Below are 18,045 nucleotides of genomic sequence, written 5' to 3' on the forward strand. Positions count from 1 at the left end.
AGATTCTACCTTCCTATCAAATGGCGGCATCGCTATGATGAAGAAGAGAAGAACAATCCTAGATCAAAGGCGGTCGGTGGGCGAATGCGATTGACGCTTGAGCAAATGATCCGATATCAAACCGAAGGGTATTTGATTGTGCCGAATGTATTCACGGATGAGGAGCTGCAGCCCGTTATAGACGAGCTTTCGGCTGAATTGGATACTAGGGCCAGACAACTGCTAGCTGAGGGCAAGCTGACTGAACTGTACGAGGATGAGCCATTCGAGAAACGTTTTACAAGGTTGTATGAGCAAAATAAGGAAATAAGCCGGGGGTTCGATATTAACGGCTACTTGGGTGAGGCGATCTTTCGTTTCATGGGCAGCGAAGGGCTGCTTGATCTTGTCGAATGTCTATTAGGAACGGAGCTCAGCTGTAACCCCATTCAACATATTCGTGCGAAACATCCGGCGAAGTCCACACAGTCGGAACCGGATTATTTTCAAAATGTCCCTTGGCATCAGGATTGTGCCGTCACCTCGCCTGACTCGGAAGCTTCGGAGATTATTACGTTCTGGCTGCCGCTTGTGGATGCAACCGCCGAAACCGGCTGTATGGAGATCATGCCGCATGTGTTCAAGCAGGGATACATCAACCATCGCGCGGAAGGCGGAACGACGATCGTTCCTGAGAAGCTGCCTACCGTCACACCAGTGTTAGCGGAGTGCAAGAAGGGCGGTCTTGTCATCATGAACAAGTACACGCCGCATAGAGGGATCTCCAATCGATCCGATATCATCCGATGGTCGATTGATTTGCGCTATCATAAGACAGGCGCACCATCCGGGCGTTCGATTCATCCTTCCTTCCCGGTCCGGAGTGCGTATGACCCGGCAAGCGTGCTGACAGATGTAACGGAGTGGCGCAAGATGTGGCGTGAGGTTAGAGAAGAAAAAGGGAAGAGCATGCACCGCGTGTAGCTTATAATAAGAAACGGCCCCATTACTGGGGCCGTTTTGCTTTCCGATAGGCCATCGGCACCATGCCTTTACGCTCGCGGAAGATGCGGACAAAGGTTTTATATGAACCGAAGCCGACTTCAAGCGCGACATCCACGACGCTGTAGTCGGTCGATACCAGAAGGCTGCTTGCATGCCGCAAGCGCAAATCATGGACGAAATGAACGAAGGTTTGGCCGGTCGTTTCCTTGATCACTTCGCTGATGCGGGAGACGCTCATGCCGAAACGCTCCGACAGCTGTGATAAGGTAAGCTCTTCGCGATAATTGCGGTGAATGTGATGGATGATCGGCCAGATGGACAGATTCGTTTTGCCAGAGGTGGTTAAAGGAATGTTCTCCGGCTGATTTGCTCTTCGCTCCCGGTCGAAACAAACGAGCAGCTCCTTCAATCGCGCCTGCAGCAGCGTTTGTCGCCACGGTTCATTCTCCGTGTACTCCTTCAGCATGTCTTCAATGAGATATAGCATTCTCTCTTGCTTCGGGCCGGTAAATGTCGTGTACGGTTCAAGGAGACTAGGCTCGATTAAGTCCTTTAATCCGTCGCCATGACCGGAATCGATGAGCAGATCCATGCTGAAATTGCAATTGTAGAGCACAAGCGTGCTGCCGGGTTCCGTGAAGATCTCATGGACCTGATACGGCTGCACGAACGTAAACGTGCCCGGGAGCATCTCATGTTTCACATCGTTGATGCTTTCCCAGCCTCGGCCGTCAACGACATAGGAGAACTCCAGGAAATCGTGGCGGTGTGCCCGAAACCCTTGTTTGAGTGTGTTCAAGCTCATATGCAGCGGAAACGCGGTATCCATATTCGGATATGATTTCAAGTAATCCGGAAAAAAGGTCATAGAATAGGCGGCCTCCGAAGAAATGGGACGTTTATCGAAATATGAGTCAAGCTTTTTTCTATTTACTACTTTATCATAGAAGTGGTAGAAGAAGTGATGGATCCCCGAGGAGGCAGTTGGATTAACATGGCGATTCGAATTGGTATTATTGGTGCAGGAAATATTGGAAGCGTTCACGCAGCACAATTCTCGCAGCTCGGCGAGCTCTGCCAAATCACTGCAATCACGGATGTGTTCCTGCCTTTGGCAGAACAGAGGGCCAAAGAATACGGTATTGCTGAAGTGCTGGCATCCCCTGAAGCGCTGATTCACAGCGACAATGTGGATGCTGTTGTCATTGGTGTTCCGAACCAGTATCATGCGGAGCTTGCGATTCAAGCGATTGAAGCCGGCAAGCACGTGCTGCTGGAGAAACCGATGGGGATCAACGCCGATGCAGCCAGACAAATTCTGAAAGCGAGCCGCTCCTCCGATCGTGTCGTCATGATCGCGCATCAGATGCGCTGGGAATCGGTTCCGATGCAAATCAAGGAACAAATCGACCGCGGCGAGCTGGGTCACATTTATACAGCCAAAACAGGCTGGTACCGCCGCAAAGGCATACCGGGCTGGGGCACTTGGTTTACGCGTAGCGATCAATCCGGCGGCGGTCCGTTGATTGATATTGGCGTGCATATGCTGGATCTTGCGCTGTACCTTATGGGCAATCCGAAGCCGGTGTCCGTTTATGGCGCCACCTATGCGGAGTTCGGACCTAAGCGTAAGGGGATCGGTACATGGGGCAAGCCGAATTGGGACGGTATCTATGATGTGGAGGACTTGGCAACCGCTTTGATCAAAATGGATAACGGCAGCACCTTGTCGCTTGAGGTCAGCTGGGCCGTTCATATGGACACGGACAATACGCCATTCGTGCATTTGATGGGCACGGAAGGCGGCGCTAGTTACCGTGGTGCTAAAGGCAAGCTGCTCACGGAGAAGTTCAATCAGCCGATGGAAATTCCGCTCAGCAAACCGGAGAACGACGAGAATGAGCGCTTGCGTCTCAGCCGCCATTTCTTGAGCTGCATTAAAGAGGGTAAACAGCCTATAACGTCTGCACTGTCCGGGTTTACGAACAATTTGGTGCTGGATGCAATCTACGAATCATCTCGTACCGGTAATGAAGTGAAGCTGGACTGGAATCTATAAAACAATTGGAGGATCATTCACATGCTAAGAGGGTTATCACATGCCGGACTCGGCAAGATCGGAAGCGATGAGAATCTAATCGCAGCCGCAAGTCAGTATGGCTTTCATACGGTAGATATTAACGCGAAGGGACTTATTGAGCGCAATGGTTTGGAAGGCGCTAAGGCGCTTCTCGCGAAACATGAAGTATCCATTGGCTCGATCGGTCTTTCCGTGGAGTGGCGGGATTCGGAGGAGAAGTTCCGCGAAGGACTCAGCAAGCTGGCTGAGGAAGCTGCAGCGGCAGCGGCTCTGGGCTGCACGCGCTGCTGCACCTATGTGCTGCCTGCAACGAACTTTAAGGCGGCACATTTCACGGTGCTCGCTACACGCAGACTGCGCACTTGTGCTCAGATCCTCGGCGCATATGGCATTTCCTTAGGCCTTGAATTTGTTGGCCCGCATCATCTGCGCACCGCTTGGACGAATCCGTTCCTGTGGACGCTGGAGGAAACGCTAGATTGGATCGCGGCGATTGGAGAACCGAATGTAGGCTTGCTATTCGATGCGTACCACTGGTACACGAACGGCTTGACCGTTGCCGATATCGAGGCGCTTAAGCCGGATCAGATCGTGCATGTTCACATTAACGATGCGCCGGATCTGCCTTTGGAAGAGGTACGCGATAATGGCAGACTTTATCCGGGCGAAGGCGTTATCGATCTGGCCGGGTTCCTTCGGGCGCTGAACGCGATTGGTTACAAAGGTTCGGTTACGCAGGAGATCCTCACGGCCGAACCGCCTGCGCAATCACCGGAGGAGCTGCTTGCACGCTCCCAGGCAGGCTTCGACCGCGTGTATACCGCGGCTGGCCTGGCTTAATAGAAATCATGGATCCCGCGGGGGCCGGCTGAGAGAGCCGGGCCCCGCGGGATTTTTTTGTGCCGGGTCCAGTTGGGCTAAATTCTGCCCAGTAACGCCCGTACGGTGTTCGTTAGCTTTTCACTGAAATCTCTAACGAACCGTACAGGTCTTATTTGAGCGAAAACAGCTCCAAATAAAATCTAACGAACCGTAGAGGTCTTATTTGACGGTTTCGAGGTAATTTGAGGCCGTTTTCCCTGAAACAACGTCTCTATGGTTCGTTAGAATCTCGAAGCCCCGAAATTCTGCCCAATAACGCCTGTACGGTTCGTTAGCTTTTCGCGGAAAGTTCTAACGAACCGTACAGGTCTTATTTGAGCGAAAACAGCTCCAAATAAAATCTAACGAACCGTAGAGGTCTTATTTGACGGTTTCCAGGTAATTTGAGGCTGTTTTCCCCGAAATAACGTCCCTGTGGTTCGTTAGAATCTGAAAACACAGAAATTCAGCCAAATAACGCCTGTACGGTTCGTTAGCTTTTCGCTGATAACTCTAACGAACCACACGGCGCTTATTTGCCTCCACATAGCTTCAATGAAATTTAGCGAATAGTGTTGGCACTTTGGCGGTTCGCTCTCTCTGGGAACTTCTAGCAGGACATCCGTGGATCAAATTTCGAAGCGAGTTATGCTACAATTATAGTATCACTTACTAGAATAGGAGACGGTCAATGAATATTCACGAGGCAATTCGCACAAGAAGAAGTATTGGTAAAGTAACGCAGGATCCGATCGACAAAGCGGTTATCGAGCAGATTTTGGAAGCGGGCATTTATGCGCCGAATCATCGTCTAACTGAGCCATGGCGGTTCTTCGTCCTTCGCGGCGACGGACGCAAGCAGCTCGGCGACGCGCTTGCGCGTATTGCGCTTGCCGGCGAAGCAGATCCTTCAACGCCTGAGAATGAGCTTAAAGGCGAATCAGCTAAGAAAAAAGCATTCCGCGCACCGGTCATAATCGCAGTTGCCGTCTCGCCTGTTGAACGGCACGATATCATAGAGCTCGAGGAATACGGCGCAGTAAATGCAGCCATCCAGAACATGCTGCTTACCATACACGCACTAGGCCTCGGCGCTGTATGGCGCAGCGGCGAACCTTGCTACCATCCGCTGATGAATGAAAGCTTCGGCTTGCGCCCACAGGATAAGATGCTCGGATTCATCTATCTTGGTGTTCCGGACATGGCTCCGCCTCAGCCGAGGCGGGCAGCAGCGGAATTGAAGACGACTTGGATTGACGGCTAAGCTGGACTAAGCTAGGGCAATCGAATGCCGCGAAGAATAAAAAGAGATGGCTCCCGGATCAACCGGGAATCATCTCTTCTTTTTTGTTCAGCGGTTTGTCTTTATTAATCAAGAAGCTAGCCGTTTCCAGCGCCAGCTCCATTTGACCGGTGGTTATGTAGTAGTTGAACAAATCCTTCTCGTAACGCTCCACCAGCATGGCGTCACCATTCTTACGGATAATGGCCAGCGCATGGTTACGTAAATAACTATAATAGTGCTCGTGCTTCTCTTCGATTTTGTAGAGGAGAAGCTGGAATCGGATCTGCAGTATCTGGTCATGAATTTCTTTCGCGGATCGGAATCCGCCTTCCGTAACGCGAAGCAGCTCCTCTTTGCTCAGCAGATTCCCCTGCAAGGAACAGCGGATATAACCTTCAAGAGAGAGCAGGTACAGCATGGTCTTCGGATTATTCAGCTCCATCGAAGCTTGATAATACTGGAATGCCATCTCGTAATTGCTCTGTTCCAAATATTCATAGGCTAAATTATGAAGCGCAATCCTTTTACGCTCCGGGGCGTTACAGATGTCACAGGACTTAATCAAATTCTCGAAACGCAAAATAATATCCGCATGGTTGCGATTCTCATCGAACACGACCTGCAGCAACAACAGCATCTCTGCATCGATGGTTCTCACGAAGTTACGGCTGTCTTTGAAGAAACGAAGCGATTTCTCCCCGTAATAATAGGCCATCATGTGTGAACCAATCCAATGATAGGCTACAGCCATATGATAGTAATATTCCGGATTGTTATATTCCTCAGCGTCAATTTGCTTCAACGTATCAATCGCCGTTCGATAGTCTTGTCTAGCGAGAAAGCAGATTCCCGTTACATGAAGCAGGAGATTGCTCTCGTAGGTCGGGAGTTTGGAGTGGCTGCGCTGCATCTTCTGAACGATGGTATAGGCGGCGTCCGGTTGGGAATGCGCCAGATAATATTTGGCCTGAATCAATTGGTAGAGTGCCGTATAATCCGAGATTTGAATCAGCTGCTCATTCTCGAGCTCAAGCTTAATCGCTTCCATCTCATCTAACATCAGCATCACGATCGCTTCATGCCAAGCAAATAGCCGCTTCTTAATCGTGTTTAATTTAACGAGCTCATGTTCGAGGTTGATATTCAACCGTTCGGTGAGAAGTAAACTGACCTCGGGCGAGAAATCCGTCGAGCCTCGCTCGATTTTGCTGATATGTGTATCAGAGCAAATGCCTCTGCCTAGCTGTTCTTGGGTCATACGTGCTTGTTCGCGATAAAATTTGATGATTTTCCCTACATGCATGTGTGATTCCTCCAACTGCAACCCCTAACCGCTTCAACTCTTGGTTCGACTGGGCCTGAGAATGATACGATTTCACCATTATAACATGACCTTGAAGTCTGTATGACAAAAAGAAAAGACAAGCAGGGAGCTCTCTCCGGTCTGCTTGTCTTCGCCATATTACAGGGAGACGTCGATCTGAACCTCATTCGGACGATAAACCGCAAGAAGTTTACCGGCAGCATCTGCAGCGAACATGACGGTCCGCTCCTTCGGCAATGTAAAGGCGTACACGGTGCCCGACTGTGGATCGCGGACTTCAATGGCCGTATCGCAGCCGAATTCGGATACGAAAATGTAAAGCGAACCGGAAGCGAACGCCAGCTTGCGGCCGTAAACGCCAGGCAGCTCCCCGCCGTGCAGCCATTCGAGCTCTTCAGCAACGCCGGCTTGCGCCAATGCAGCACCGTACACCGCTTGCAGCGGCTCAAGGCGCTCATTCAGCTCAAGCGGAAGCGGGCACCAGAGCAGGCGGCCTGCGCCAATCGCAATGTCCGTCACTTTGGCAGGGCCTTTATCGGCGGAGGTGAGTACACCTTTGTTGCTGTCCGTGATGCGATCGCCTCCGAAGGAAATCGGGTGCAGCACGCCATTGCCGAGCTCAAGCAGCTCTTCGCGAAGCAAGTTGCTGACCGCGTTCTGTCCCAGCTCGCCGGTCAAGCGCTCAACCGGGCGCCAGTACTCATCAAGTCCAAGCGGACCGGTAAAGAGCAGCGTACCGCCATTAGCCTTCACATGCGAGAGTAGCTGATCCAGCGCTTGGCTGCTGAAGTTATGCGCGCTTGGCACGATAATGAGCTTCGGCTTCGTAACGGCAAGTAAATCCAGCTGATATTCGCCAAGGCCGAATGCGTGAACATTCATCGTGTAGGACAAGGTCCGAATCGCGCGAGTGGTTGCTCCATAAGCAAGCTTGCGGTTCGAGAAGTCGTTGGAATAAGGGAAGACAACCGCAACCTCTTCCAGCTTACGATCCTCGAATAAGTCGCGAATTTGTTCCATGAATGCGCCGAAATCATACGATACGTTTGCTTCCGGTTTCTCCGTGCCGTCTGCGCGCAGCGCTCCGATATGGGACTCATTGATATTGTTCATGTAGAAGTTAATATTCCAGATCCACTGAACCGCACCGGCTCCGCCCGTCGAGAAGGCATACGCATATTTGCGCTCCAGAATGTTGCGAAGCTCTTCTTCGCTGCGTTTGGCACGGCCATCAGGCGTCTCCACGTACATAATGCCGGTTTCTTGAATGAGGTTCGGTTTATCCGGTGCTTTGGCGAAAATACCATCCCATACGAGATTGTCCATCAGCCACCACGAGTGAACCGTTGTATAATCGACCTCTTGCGCATAGAAGAACGGCGACGGACGTTGAGCGCCCAGCCCTTCATCCTGCCCAACAGTCACCAGCTGCTTCGGCTGAATCGCACGAATTGTAGCCACGAGCTGGGAAGCCCAGCGGTTGTGCATATCCATCGTAAACAACGTATAGTCAAGCCAAGGACCGCCATGTTTCTTCAGTGTATTGGTTGTTCCGAAGCTGATTTCGCTTGCTTCAGGAAGCTTCACGGACTCAAAGGAAGGCAGCTCCGAAGGCGTCATATTCCAGCGCTCTTGCAGCACGCGTATCGAGCCATGGCGCTCTTGCAGCCATTTGACATAATGGGCTTTCTCGAACTGATCGTGGGCAGATCGCGGTCCGGAGAAGATCCGCGTCGGATCGAACATGGATGGCTCATTGATCAAATCCCAATGGACATGCTTCGATTCGGCATGGCGGGATACGATAGCCGCAATAAACCGTTTCTGCGCTTCCACACTGCGCGGATCCAGGTAAGGGTTGACGCCTTCCCATGCTTCAGGCGTGAAGGCAAAGAAGTTGAACGTGACTTCAAGGTCATACCGCTTAGCTGTAAGGAAGAAGGCATCAATTGCGCGCAGCACCTCTTCGTAGGGATGACCGTCAACGTACATGACACTGCGATACGCTGTCCAGATCCCGGTACGGATCGAGTTGATGCCCGCACGTTTCATTTGTGCCATGTCGCGATCCCATACGGCTGCATTTGGCAGGAACAAATATTTACGCGCCACATCGCTCGTCATGTACGTCATACCGACAATCGGAAGCGGACGTCCGTTTTTCCGGAAATAGTCCCGATCGCAAGTAATCATCTCCCCGGATTTGAGCAGCGCCTCATCCATGCCCCAGAAGCCTTGACGGAGCAAGCGGTGTTCGCCCTCAGGGGAAACGGCTTCGCATTCTACGACATAGAAGCCTGCTTCTACGTTAAAAGGCAGCACGATGCGCTGAATGCTCAGCTCGCGACCGATCGCAAGCACTGCCTTGCTGCGCCATACTTCTGTGAAATCAGCCTCTTCATAGACAAAAGAAGGAGTAGGCTCGCTGACCGTATTGCTGTTCGCTTTGCGAACGCGCATATTGAACGACCACTCCGCAGCTGCATGATTGCTTGTCCGCTCGTCCCGCGCCAATTGCAGCTGCTGTCCTTGGAGCATTAACACCGGACGTTCGCCAAGCTCATATGAGCCGTAATTCGGCTTTAGCCATAGCTCTGTGACGCCTTGCGAAGTGAAGCCAGCCCATTCGGTGAGTGCGGCAGCGCCGTTGCCTGTCCAGAACGAGCTGCGCAGAGGCTGATTGATGAGCATCCAGCGACCGCCGCTGAATGGACCTTTCGTGTGCTCAAGCAAGATAGCGGGAGCCGACAGCTCACGCGCAAGACCATCTCCGCTGATTCCGCGAAGCAGCGGATAGATGTGGGCATCGATCGGACCGGCAGAGCCGCCCTCGCCCGGCTTGTCATCCGCTCTTGTGACATGCAGCGCAAGGCCGAATGTGGACTCGATCGCAAACAAGGATTCGTAGCCGGCGAAGAGCGGAATATCGCGGAAATGCTGCAGCTTGGCAACGCCTTCCACAGAAACAGGAAGGGCCTCATGGATATGCAGCTGTTGATGGTAGGCCGTTTGGTCCGGCTCTAATTGCCATTCTCCGTTCTCTTCATAGACAGGTGTTTTAAACGGTGCGCCGCCCGCTACCAGGAGACCTTTGCCTTCAGTTGCATGTGCGAGAATAGAGGGCCAAGCGGATTTAGGGAAATAGGAACCGTGAAGATGCACATATGTAGAAGCACCCGGCAAACGATCTGCGAGTTCGGCTGCGGTTACGATTTGGAAGCTTTCTCTTAGCTGTGCCAGTGCTCCGGCATCAGGGCGATCTCCGGAATAGGGGAAATTTTCATCATAGAATAAAATAGTGCTGCTCATGCTCAAGTCACTGCCTCTCCTAGTTAGTTCTTCTTGTTCACATATTGTTAGGTTTGTTAGGTTGATCTGCTCTTTATCCGGGGCCAACTTTAGAGGTAAACTAAAGAAAAGTCAATCGGAATTATTGCGGGTATGAAGGGGTAAAACAGCCGTGGCACAGAAAATATCGATGCAGCAATTAGCTGACCGTCTAGGGGTTTCCAAATATACCGTTTCTCAAGCGCTCGCGGGTAAACCGGGCGTCAGTGAGGCGACCCGCAGGGAAGTGACAGCTCTGGCCAGCGCACTGGGCTATAAGGTGCGACCGGTACCTGCCGGGCAGGCAGATGAGGTACAAGGAGCAAGAATCGTACATATCGGTTTAGCAGAACAGCATGTGAAGGAACCGCATTTCTGGCAGCGAGTCAGGGAAGGGCTTGAGGCCGGCTGCCATATGCATGGATTGACGCCGAAGTTCTTTACATTCGGAATGGCGGAAAATGCGGCGGCACAGGATTGGCTTGCGCCTAAGCCCGAGTCGGAGTCCGAGCATGCAGCAGCAAGCACGGCAGCAGGGTTCATTATTGCCGGCAAATGCCCGCTGGACACGCTGCTCAAGTTGAAACGTCTCGGGCTTCCCATGGTGCTGGTTGATCATGAAGAGCCGTTGATCGGTGCAGATGCGGTGCTCAATGCGAATACGGATGCGGGCCGGATGGCCTGCCATCATTTGTTGACGCAGGGCTGCAACTCTCTTGTCTTTGTCGGCCGTGACAGCTTTGCCGTTAGTTTTCGCGAGCGGTGGTGGGGCTGCAAGCTGGCATTGGATGAATCGAAAGAAGGACGGCGCGGTGCGCCGGGTAAACCGGCCGCGCAGCTGAAGAAATGGACCGTTCCCTATGGAAGCACGCAGTGGAATGCTTGGCAAAACGGTCTTGAGCGGCGATTAGATGCAATGTACAGCACCGCGATCGCAAGGGGAGAGGCTGATCAGCATGAAGAACTGCCGGATGGGTATATTTGCGCGAACGACGACATTGCCTTATGCCTGCTCCAGCTGCTCGAGCAGAAAGGTGTCATGCAGAAAGTGAGAGTCGTCGGCATAGATAATACCGCTCCGGGGATGGAGGCGGTTATTCCGCTGACAACGGTAGATTTGGCGAAGGAATGGCTGGGCATTCGAGCCGTGGAGCAGTTTGCGCGCAAGCTTGCGCAGTCCGAGGCGCAGCCGGAGAAAATCATCCTTTCCGCCAAATTGGTTGTGCGAAATTCAGGCTGACGCATTTATTCTGGGCTGGACAAATCTCGTATCCGCACAAGCCCGCATAAGATAGCGCAGAAGCCGTTTCAGGCGGAGAGGAGCCTCCCCACATGCAAATGGAGCAACATGCCCGTAGAATATCGATGCTGCTTGCGCTTGTGCTGTTCGTGCTGCTGGTTGTGTTATTGTTTATCGCGTTCCTATAAGGTTCACTGCCGGGCTTTACCGTGTAAACCTTTGGTTGCCATACCGAAGGTTTTTTTGCATTTTCTGAACGGTCTGGCGCCTCTTCCAATTTCGGCATAATGGACGGCAATTTAACACATACTCCAGAAAGACGAACCCAAGGAGGCAACCATCATCGCAACGAAAAGCGCAGGACAAGGCAAATACCAAAAAATGTCTATGTCACCCAAAGAATATCAGGCCTACGCCAAGAAACGCGAGCCCGCACGATCCGTACTGGCCAATTGCGTTCGGGCCTTCTTAGTCGGTGGCTTCATATGTGTAGTTGGACAAGCCATAACGGAAGTGTTCATATATGGGCTCCATATGTCCAAAGAAGATGCGGGCAATCCGACGGTAGCTGTACTAATTTTAATTTCTGTCATTCTGACTTGTCTTGGCGTATACGACAAGATTGCGCAGTGGGCAGGAGCGGGCACCGCAGTCCCCGTTACGGGCTTCGCGAACTCGATGTGTTCAGCGGCGCTTGAGCACCGCAGTGAAGGCCTCGTGCTCGGTGTAGGCGCGAATATGTTCAAGCTGGCAGGCTCTGTCATCGTATTTGGCGTCGTTGCTGCATTTCTGGTCGGTATCGTCTACTTAGTGTTCGGAATCGAGGGGACTTTCCATGCTACGCGGTAAACAAACATGGTGGTTTGATCAGCGTCCGGTCATTATCGGCGCCGCGACCGTCGTCGGTCCGGACGAAGGCGAAGGACCGCTGGCAGCAGATTTCGATCTTGTCCATCCGGAGCTGGATATGCAGCAGAAGAGCTGGGAGAAGGCAGAGCGACTCCTGCTTGAGCAAGCGTCGGAGATGGCGCTGAAATATGCGAAAGTCAACAAGCAGCAGCTGCAGTTCTATGTCGGCGGCGATCTGATGAACCAAATTATTAGCAACAGCTTCGCGGCCAGAACAATCGGCGCTCCTTATCTCGGTGTATTCGGCGCTTGCTCAACGTCGATGGAATCGCTTGCCATTGCATCGCTAATCGTCAATTCCGGCTCTGGCGAGTATGTGCTCGCAGGTACTTGCAGCCATAACTGCACAGCGGAGAAACAATTCCGCTATCCAACGGAATATGGCTCCCAGAAGCCGCCGACGGCACAATACACCGTAACCGGAGCAGGTGCGGTCGTCGTTGCCCCGGCAGGCGACGGTCCTATTGTGGAATGTGCAACAATCGGCCGGATTGTAGATCTGGGCATTACGGACCCGTTTAATATGGGAGCGGCGATGGCCCCGGCTGCCGTCGACACCTTGAAGTCGCATTTTAACGATACAGGCAGGCAGCCGAAAGACTATGATTTGATCGTGACAGGGGATTTGGCTACTGTCGGGCATGGCATCGCGAAAGACCTGCTTAAGCGGGATGGCGTACCGATGGAAGATACGGTTTTCGGCGATTGCGGCTTAATGATCTACGATGTGCAAAACCAGAAGGTGCAAGCCGGGGGAAGCGGCTGCGGCTGCTCGGCAACGGTTACCTATGGTCATCTGTTAAAGCGGCTGAAGCAAGGGGAGCTGAAACGAATTCTCGTCTGCGCGACAGGCGCGCTGCTCTCGCCGCTGTCGTTCCAGCAAGGCGAATCGATCCCATGTATCGCCCACGCCGTAGCGCTCGAAAGTCCAATGCACAACTAATAGGGAAGGAAAGGAGCAGAGGTTACATGATCTATTTATGGGCTTTTATCGTGGGCGGGGGCATTTGCGTGATCGGCCAGCTTATGTTTGATATTGCGAAGCTGACACCTGCGCATACGATGGCAACACTCGTTGTTGCAGGTGCCGTAGTGGACGGGGTCGGCTTGTATGAACCGCTCGTCAAATTTGCCGGCGCAGGAGCAACGGTACCAATAACGAGCTTCGGCAACGCGCTTGTGCACGGCGCAGTAACGGAGTATCAGAAGGATGGCTGGATCGGGATCATTACCGGTATATTCAGCATCACGAGCGCGGGGATTTCCGCCGCGATTATTTTCTCCTTTTTGGCAGCGCTGGCGGTTCGGCCTAAGGGGTAGCGGTAGACATTCATCTAGCTGAGGATAAGCGGAAAATATAGACAGTTCTACCGAATTGGAGGGTCCCTGTGGGATTCTCCAATTTTTTTTGGCGGTTATGTTGCTATACGAGTAGTTGTATTTTTTGTAAAATAATAGAATCACTACTCTCATATCCAACTACCATCATCCGGGAGGAATTGTCATGGACAATCGTACAGCAGAGTATCGCTTATGTAAGGAAATTCGCCGTAATTTGGGCAGTTGTATATTGGGTAAAGAGGTCGAAATCGAGAGACTGCTTACAGCGCTGCTTGCCGGCGGCCATGTACTCATCGAGGATGTGCCGGGAACGGGCAAAACACAGCTTGTCAAAGCACTCTCCCGCACAATAGGCGGGCAATTCCGACGCATTCAATGTAACCCCGATCTACTCCCAACTGATATAACCGGCGTTGCAATCTATCATCCGAAGAATGAAACTTTTATGTTCCGGCCCGGTCCGGTCATGACGAATTTGTTGTTGGTCGATGAGATCAACCGCGCAACGACGAAGACGCAATCGGCACTATTGGAAGCGATGGAAGAACATCATGTTACGGTGGATGGCGAGTCGCACGAATTACCGGTACCGTTCACAATGATTGCCACGCAGAACCCCATTGAATTCGATGGCACGTATACACTCCCAGAGGCACAGCTTGACCGATTTATGATGAAGCTATCACTGGGCTATCCGGATGCCGCGACAGAGAGGCAAATGATTATATCTCCTAATGCTTCCTCTCCGGCAGATAAGCTGGAGTCGGTAGTAGATGTCGAGCAAATCGCCGTTATGATGGAAGCCGTTAAACGAGTGCATCTTGACGAAGCGGTTGCCGATTATATCGTGCGAATTGTACGTGCAACGCGCAATCACAGCGGCGTGCAGCTAGGTGCAAGTCCGCGTGCCGCAATTTCCCTGACGGCAGCAGCCAGAGCGAACGCTTATCTGCAAGAACGCGATTATGTCATTCCCGATGATGTGAAGCTGCTTGCTTCCTCGGTGCTAGCTCACCGGATGATTATGCATACGGAAGCCAGAATGAACGGTCTGAAGCCTGAGGACGTGATTCAATCCGTCATCCGTGACACGAATGTCCCTGTCCGAATGGAGCGCTGACGCTGATGCTTACGGCTAAAGCGACAATGTTTAGATGGCGTTTTATCGGCCTTGTCTATGTGATCTCGCTCTTATTTTTACTTTTTCAAGGCGGTAAGACGTCTTTCATGTTGTTCTGTATCTTTAATGTGCTGCTGATTTATTTGGTCTTTGGCAGGTGGAGCGGTATTGCATCTGTAACCGGAGTTCGGAGATTGAGCAACGGTGCGAACTCGATTAGCGAGCAGTCATTGTCTGCCGGGACACGGCTTGAAGTAAGTCTGACCATGCAAATTCCGGGCGTCTGGCCCATCCCGTACGTACTCGTTCGCGACCGTTTGAAGAGTATAAGCGGGACCGTGATTCCGATTGAAGCTTCCTTCGTGCCGAACTATCGCAGAAACGGTGTGGTTCAATACGTAACACCGCCGCTGGAACGCGGTGTCTACCGGTTTGATTCAACAGAATGCTCAACGCGGGACATATTCGGTTTATTCGAACACAAGGGATCATTCGAATCGTCCGAGCCGTTCACCGTGTATCCACGGATCGCAGTGATTCGGCAGTGGAAGCAGATGAAACGAGGCTCGAAGGGGCCGTACTCGACCTCTGCATCTCGTCTATCAGCGAAAGAAACGACACAGATCAACGGTGTCCGCGAATATATTTATGGCGATCGTCTGTCTAGGATTCATTGGAATGCTACGGCAAAGACAGGGCAGTGGAAGTCAAAGGAATTCGAGCGCGAATCCCTGCCGCGAACCGTCGTCATGCTGGATCGCTATGCCGGTTCATATGAGAACAAGGACCAATTTGAGCTGGCGGTTTCGACTGCTGCCTCGCTTTTGGAATTCGGGTTTCGGCGAGCGACTGCCGTCGGGTTGATTTCGGTCGGCAAGAAGAGTGAAGGCTTCACGCCCAAAGCGGCTGCCGAACAACGCGAGCTGATGATGAACCATCTGGTCCGTGTGCAAGCGGATGGAGAACAGCCCCTATATCGCGCCATCCGGCAGTCCGGAACGCTTGCTGCAGCCGGTTCCTTTGTTGTCATTGTCAGTCCGCAAGTAGGCGAAGAAACAATACGTGCGATGGAATGGCTGAACCGTACCGGCGTCGTGCCTGTCCTCATCCATTTGCAGACTAAGTCTACTGTAGGGAAAAGTATCGCCGTCAGTGAAAGCCGCGGCAACGAATGGATGAAACTGCTGCGTAAGAACGGCTTCGCGGTGCATGCAATCAGTACGCTGCAAGAACTGCCCGACGCGCTTGAAGGAGGTCAGCTGTCATGAGGACCTTCAACCGTGTGGCGATCAAATGGTTTTCCGCAGATGTTTATCGCAAACTATCGGCTATTTTCTCCGCACTTATTGTCTATCAGTGGATTCGATGCTTGGGTGATTACTGGTGGTCGGAGACCTATACTATCGTCAATGGAGTCTTATTCGCCGCTGTTGCCGCTAACCTGCTCATCCCTTCCAAGCTGCTTTCCGGAACGGTACAGCTGATATCGCTGGTTGGTCTTAATGCAGCTTATTCGGGTTACGTATGGGTCGCATTCGAAGGTGATAAACGATCCGTTACGCAATGGGTGGATTGGTTCCAGCTTCAATACGATCAACTGACTCCTTTCATATGGATCAGCCTTGGCGTATGGGCGGTTTTCCATGCCATTGTCCTGCTGCGCCATAAACGAGCTTACATGATGATCGCCGTGGGACTTGCGATTCTATCGCTGGCTGCAGCAGATTCCTTGTTTACGCCGATCCATCTGTGGGACGAGATAGCCTGGCTGGTTTTCATCGGTCTCGGTTGGCTGGTTGCAAGCCACTTCTCAAGATTCAAGGAACGCCATCCTGAGAATTGGGCGCAGCTGCTGGAATATCCGCTAAGCTTGTTTCTGCCGATGCTGCTAATTATTACGCTTGTTATGGGTGCAGGTCTGTTTGTGCCGGCTGTGAAGCCAATCTTGACGGATCCTTATACGGCGTGGAAAGAAGCGCGCGGGGAATCCATTCCTAATTTGGTGGGAGACAAAGCGATCATCGTTCCCGCCAGCAAGAACAATGCAGATGGGAAATCCGGCTACAGCCGGGACGACAATGAGCTCGGTAACGGATTTGAATTCGACTATACGCCGATCATGACCGTCACGACGACCAAACGCAGCTATTGGCGCGGTGAAACCAAATCGCTCTATAGCGGTAAGGGCTGGTCGGAGGCGCCGCTGGAGAAGAAAGAGAAGGCACTCGGCTCTATCGTAAGTAAGCAGGTACTGAAATCCAACGGTATTGCGGATACGACGAAGACAGAGGTTGTCGATCAGACGATTACGATGCTGAAGAAGGATAAGTACCCGGTCTTATTCGGTGCAGGACCGATCTCGTCCGTGCTTGCGGTCAATGGGAAGAATACGTCGCTGCCTAAGCTGAACTGGATGTCTGATTCCTGGGAGCTGCGACTTTCCAAGTCGTCCGGTACGACCAGCTACCCGGAGAGCTACATCATCCAATCAAGCATTCCGATTCTGGATGTGGCCGCGATGGAAACCGGAGCACCAGCAACACTAAGTACCGACATCGATCCCATGTATTTGCAGCTGCCGGATACTTTACCGCTTCGCGTGAAGCAGCTTGCTCAGAATATTACGTCTACGGGAGCAACGCCTTACGATAAAGTGAATTTGTTGGTTTCCTATTTGCAGGCGACCTATTCGTATACCAATACACCGGACTTGTCGAAGCGTGTGAGCGATGATTTTGTGGATTCCTTCCTATTTGAAGTGCGCGAGGGATACTGCGATTACTTCTCCACATCGCTTGCCGTCATGTCACGTACACTTGGTATTCCTGCCAGATGGGTGAAAGGGTATTCGCCTGGCTCTAAACCGGTTGATCCGGAAATGCAGCGTCTCCAAGGAATGACAGGCGTAGAACCGGAAGAGAGCGATGCAGGCACGTACACCGTGCGAAACGCAGATGCGCATTCCTGGGTTGAAATTTATTTCAACGGCTATGGCTGGCTGCCTTTCGAAGCGACTTCCGGGTTCGCATTTCCTTATGCGGTGCCGAAGGATAAAGCAGAGCCTGAGCTCGCACCTGTTCCGGTCCCGGAACTGGACGACGTCACGCAGCCTGCTGAAGATAGCGGCTTCAAGGTGAAAGCTTGGATGTTCTGGACTGCCGCTTCTGTTCTTGCGCTGGCGCTCGCGGTGCTGGGCTTCCGTCCCTTGCTGGCGCAGCTCAAGAGATATCGCGGCGGCTCCGCCACGATCAACGAGCGAATAGTAAGAGAAACTAACCGTCTGATTAAGCATTGCCGCAAGAAGGGACTTGATTATAACGAATATGAGACGGTCCGAGAAACGATGGTACGCTGGTCGGGAAGGCTCTCGTCGCTGCAAACGCAGTTCCGAGAGGTGCAAGTGGCGTTCGAGCAAGCGATGTACAGCAATAAGACGATGACGCGGGAAGAAGCAGATCGTTTATCGCTGACGATGAAACAAATTCGGGAGCATTTGGGATAATCAAGCTTTCAAGCCGCTTAAAGGTGTGTTTTACGCATCTTTAGCGGCTTTTTTGCAACAAATTCACTAATT

Annotated in this window: 14 protein-coding genes; 11 read left to right on the forward strand and 3 right to left on the reverse strand. The window is 52.1% G+C overall.

Annotation, left to right across the window (positions count from 1 at the left end; all coding sequences use genetic code 11):
- Positions 1-84 precede the first annotated feature (84 nt).
- On the forward strand, positions 85-963 hold the full coding sequence (locus tag AC6ESO_RS08995) for a phytanoyl-CoA dioxygenase family protein (protein ID WP_497091117.1): 879 nt from the start codon (positions 85-87) through the stop codon (positions 961-963).
- Between the two features lie 22 nt (positions 964-985).
- On the opposite strand, the gene AC6ESO_RS09000 is transcribed toward AC6ESO_RS08995, so the two are convergent.
- On the reverse strand, positions 986-1,852 hold the full coding sequence (locus AC6ESO_RS09000) for a helix-turn-helix domain-containing protein (RefSeq protein WP_497091118.1): 867 nt from the start codon (positions 1,850-1,852) through the stop codon (positions 986-988).
- Positions 1,853-1,978: 126 nt separating this feature from the next.
- Between AC6ESO_RS09000 and AC6ESO_RS09005 the strand changes: the two genes are divergently transcribed.
- From AC6ESO_RS09005 to AC6ESO_RS09015, 3 genes are all read left to right on the forward strand, one after another.
- Positions 1,979-3,043 carry a Gfo/Idh/MocA family oxidoreductase gene (locus tag AC6ESO_RS09005; RefSeq protein ID WP_494818650.1) on the forward strand — a complete coding sequence of 355 codons (1,065 nt, stop codon included), beginning with the start codon at positions 1,979-1,981 and terminating at the stop codon, positions 3,041-3,043.
- Positions 3,044-3,064: 21 nt separating this feature from the next.
- Entirely contained in the window at positions 3,065-3,904 is an 840-nt protein-coding gene (locus AC6ESO_RS09010; protein ID WP_497091119.1) for a sugar phosphate isomerase/epimerase family protein, read from the forward strand.
- Between the two features lie 712 nt (positions 3,905-4,616).
- Complete coding sequence (locus AC6ESO_RS09015) at positions 4,617-5,189, forward strand: nitroreductase family protein (protein ID WP_497091120.1); 573 nt, start codon at positions 4,617-4,619, stop codon at positions 5,187-5,189.
- A gap of 58 nt (positions 5,190-5,247) precedes the next feature.
- On the opposite strand, the gene AC6ESO_RS09020 is transcribed toward AC6ESO_RS09015, so the two are convergent.
- Positions 5,248-6,513, reverse strand: coding sequence for a helix-turn-helix domain-containing protein (locus tag AC6ESO_RS09020; protein ID WP_497091121.1), 1,266 nt, complete (start codon positions 6,511-6,513; stop codon positions 5,248-5,250).
- Between the two features lie 159 nt (positions 6,514-6,672).
- Entirely contained in the window at positions 6,673-9,843 is a 3,171-nt protein-coding gene (locus AC6ESO_RS09025; protein ID WP_497091614.1) for a beta-galactosidase, read from the reverse strand.
- 151 nt (positions 9,844-9,994) lie between these two features.
- Between AC6ESO_RS09025 and AC6ESO_RS09030 the strand changes: the two genes are divergently transcribed.
- The 7 genes from AC6ESO_RS09030 to AC6ESO_RS09060 all read left to right on the forward strand — a co-directional run bounded on the left by AC6ESO_RS09030 (position 9,995) and on the right by AC6ESO_RS09060 (position 17,973).
- Entirely contained in the window at positions 9,995-11,101 is a 1,107-nt protein-coding gene (locus AC6ESO_RS09030; protein ID WP_497091122.1) for a LacI family DNA-binding transcriptional regulator, read from the forward strand.
- Positions 11,102-11,482: 381 nt separating this feature from the next.
- Positions 11,483-11,950 carry a stage V sporulation protein AC gene (gene spoVAC, locus AC6ESO_RS09035; protein ID WP_497091123.1) on the forward strand — a complete coding sequence of 156 codons (468 nt, stop codon included), beginning with the start codon at positions 11,483-11,485 and terminating at the stop codon, positions 11,948-11,950.
- Positions 11,937-12,953, forward strand: a complete 1,017-nt coding sequence (spoVAD, locus tag AC6ESO_RS09040; RefSeq protein WP_494818656.1) for a stage V sporulation protein AD — start codon at positions 11,937-11,939, stop codon at positions 12,951-12,953. The genes spoVAC and spoVAD overlap by 14 nt, the downstream gene beginning before the upstream one ends.
- 26 nt (positions 12,954-12,979) lie before the next feature.
- Positions 12,980-13,330, forward strand: a complete 351-nt coding sequence (spoVAE, locus tag AC6ESO_RS09045; protein WP_494818657.1) for a stage V sporulation protein AE — start codon at positions 12,980-12,982, stop codon at positions 13,328-13,330.
- Between the two features lie 184 nt (positions 13,331-13,514).
- Positions 13,515-14,471 carry an AAA family ATPase gene (locus AC6ESO_RS09050; protein WP_494818658.1) on the forward strand — a complete coding sequence of 319 codons (957 nt, stop codon included), beginning with the start codon at positions 13,515-13,517 and terminating at the stop codon, positions 14,469-14,471.
- A gap of 5 nt (positions 14,472-14,476) precedes the next feature.
- Positions 14,477-15,739 carry a DUF58 domain-containing protein gene (locus AC6ESO_RS09055; protein ID WP_497091124.1) on the forward strand — a complete coding sequence of 421 codons (1,263 nt, stop codon included), beginning with the start codon at positions 14,477-14,479 and terminating at the stop codon, positions 15,737-15,739.
- Positions 15,736-17,973: a DUF4129 domain-containing transglutaminase family protein gene (locus AC6ESO_RS09060; protein ID WP_497091125.1), complete on the forward strand. Its 2,238-nt coding sequence runs from the start codon at positions 15,736-15,738 to the stop codon at positions 17,971-17,973. The genes AC6ESO_RS09055 and AC6ESO_RS09060 overlap by 4 nt, the downstream gene beginning before the upstream one ends.
- Positions 17,974-18,045: the final 72 nt, after the last annotated feature.

It is taken from the genome of Paenibacillus rhizoryzae (assembly GCF_059686995.1).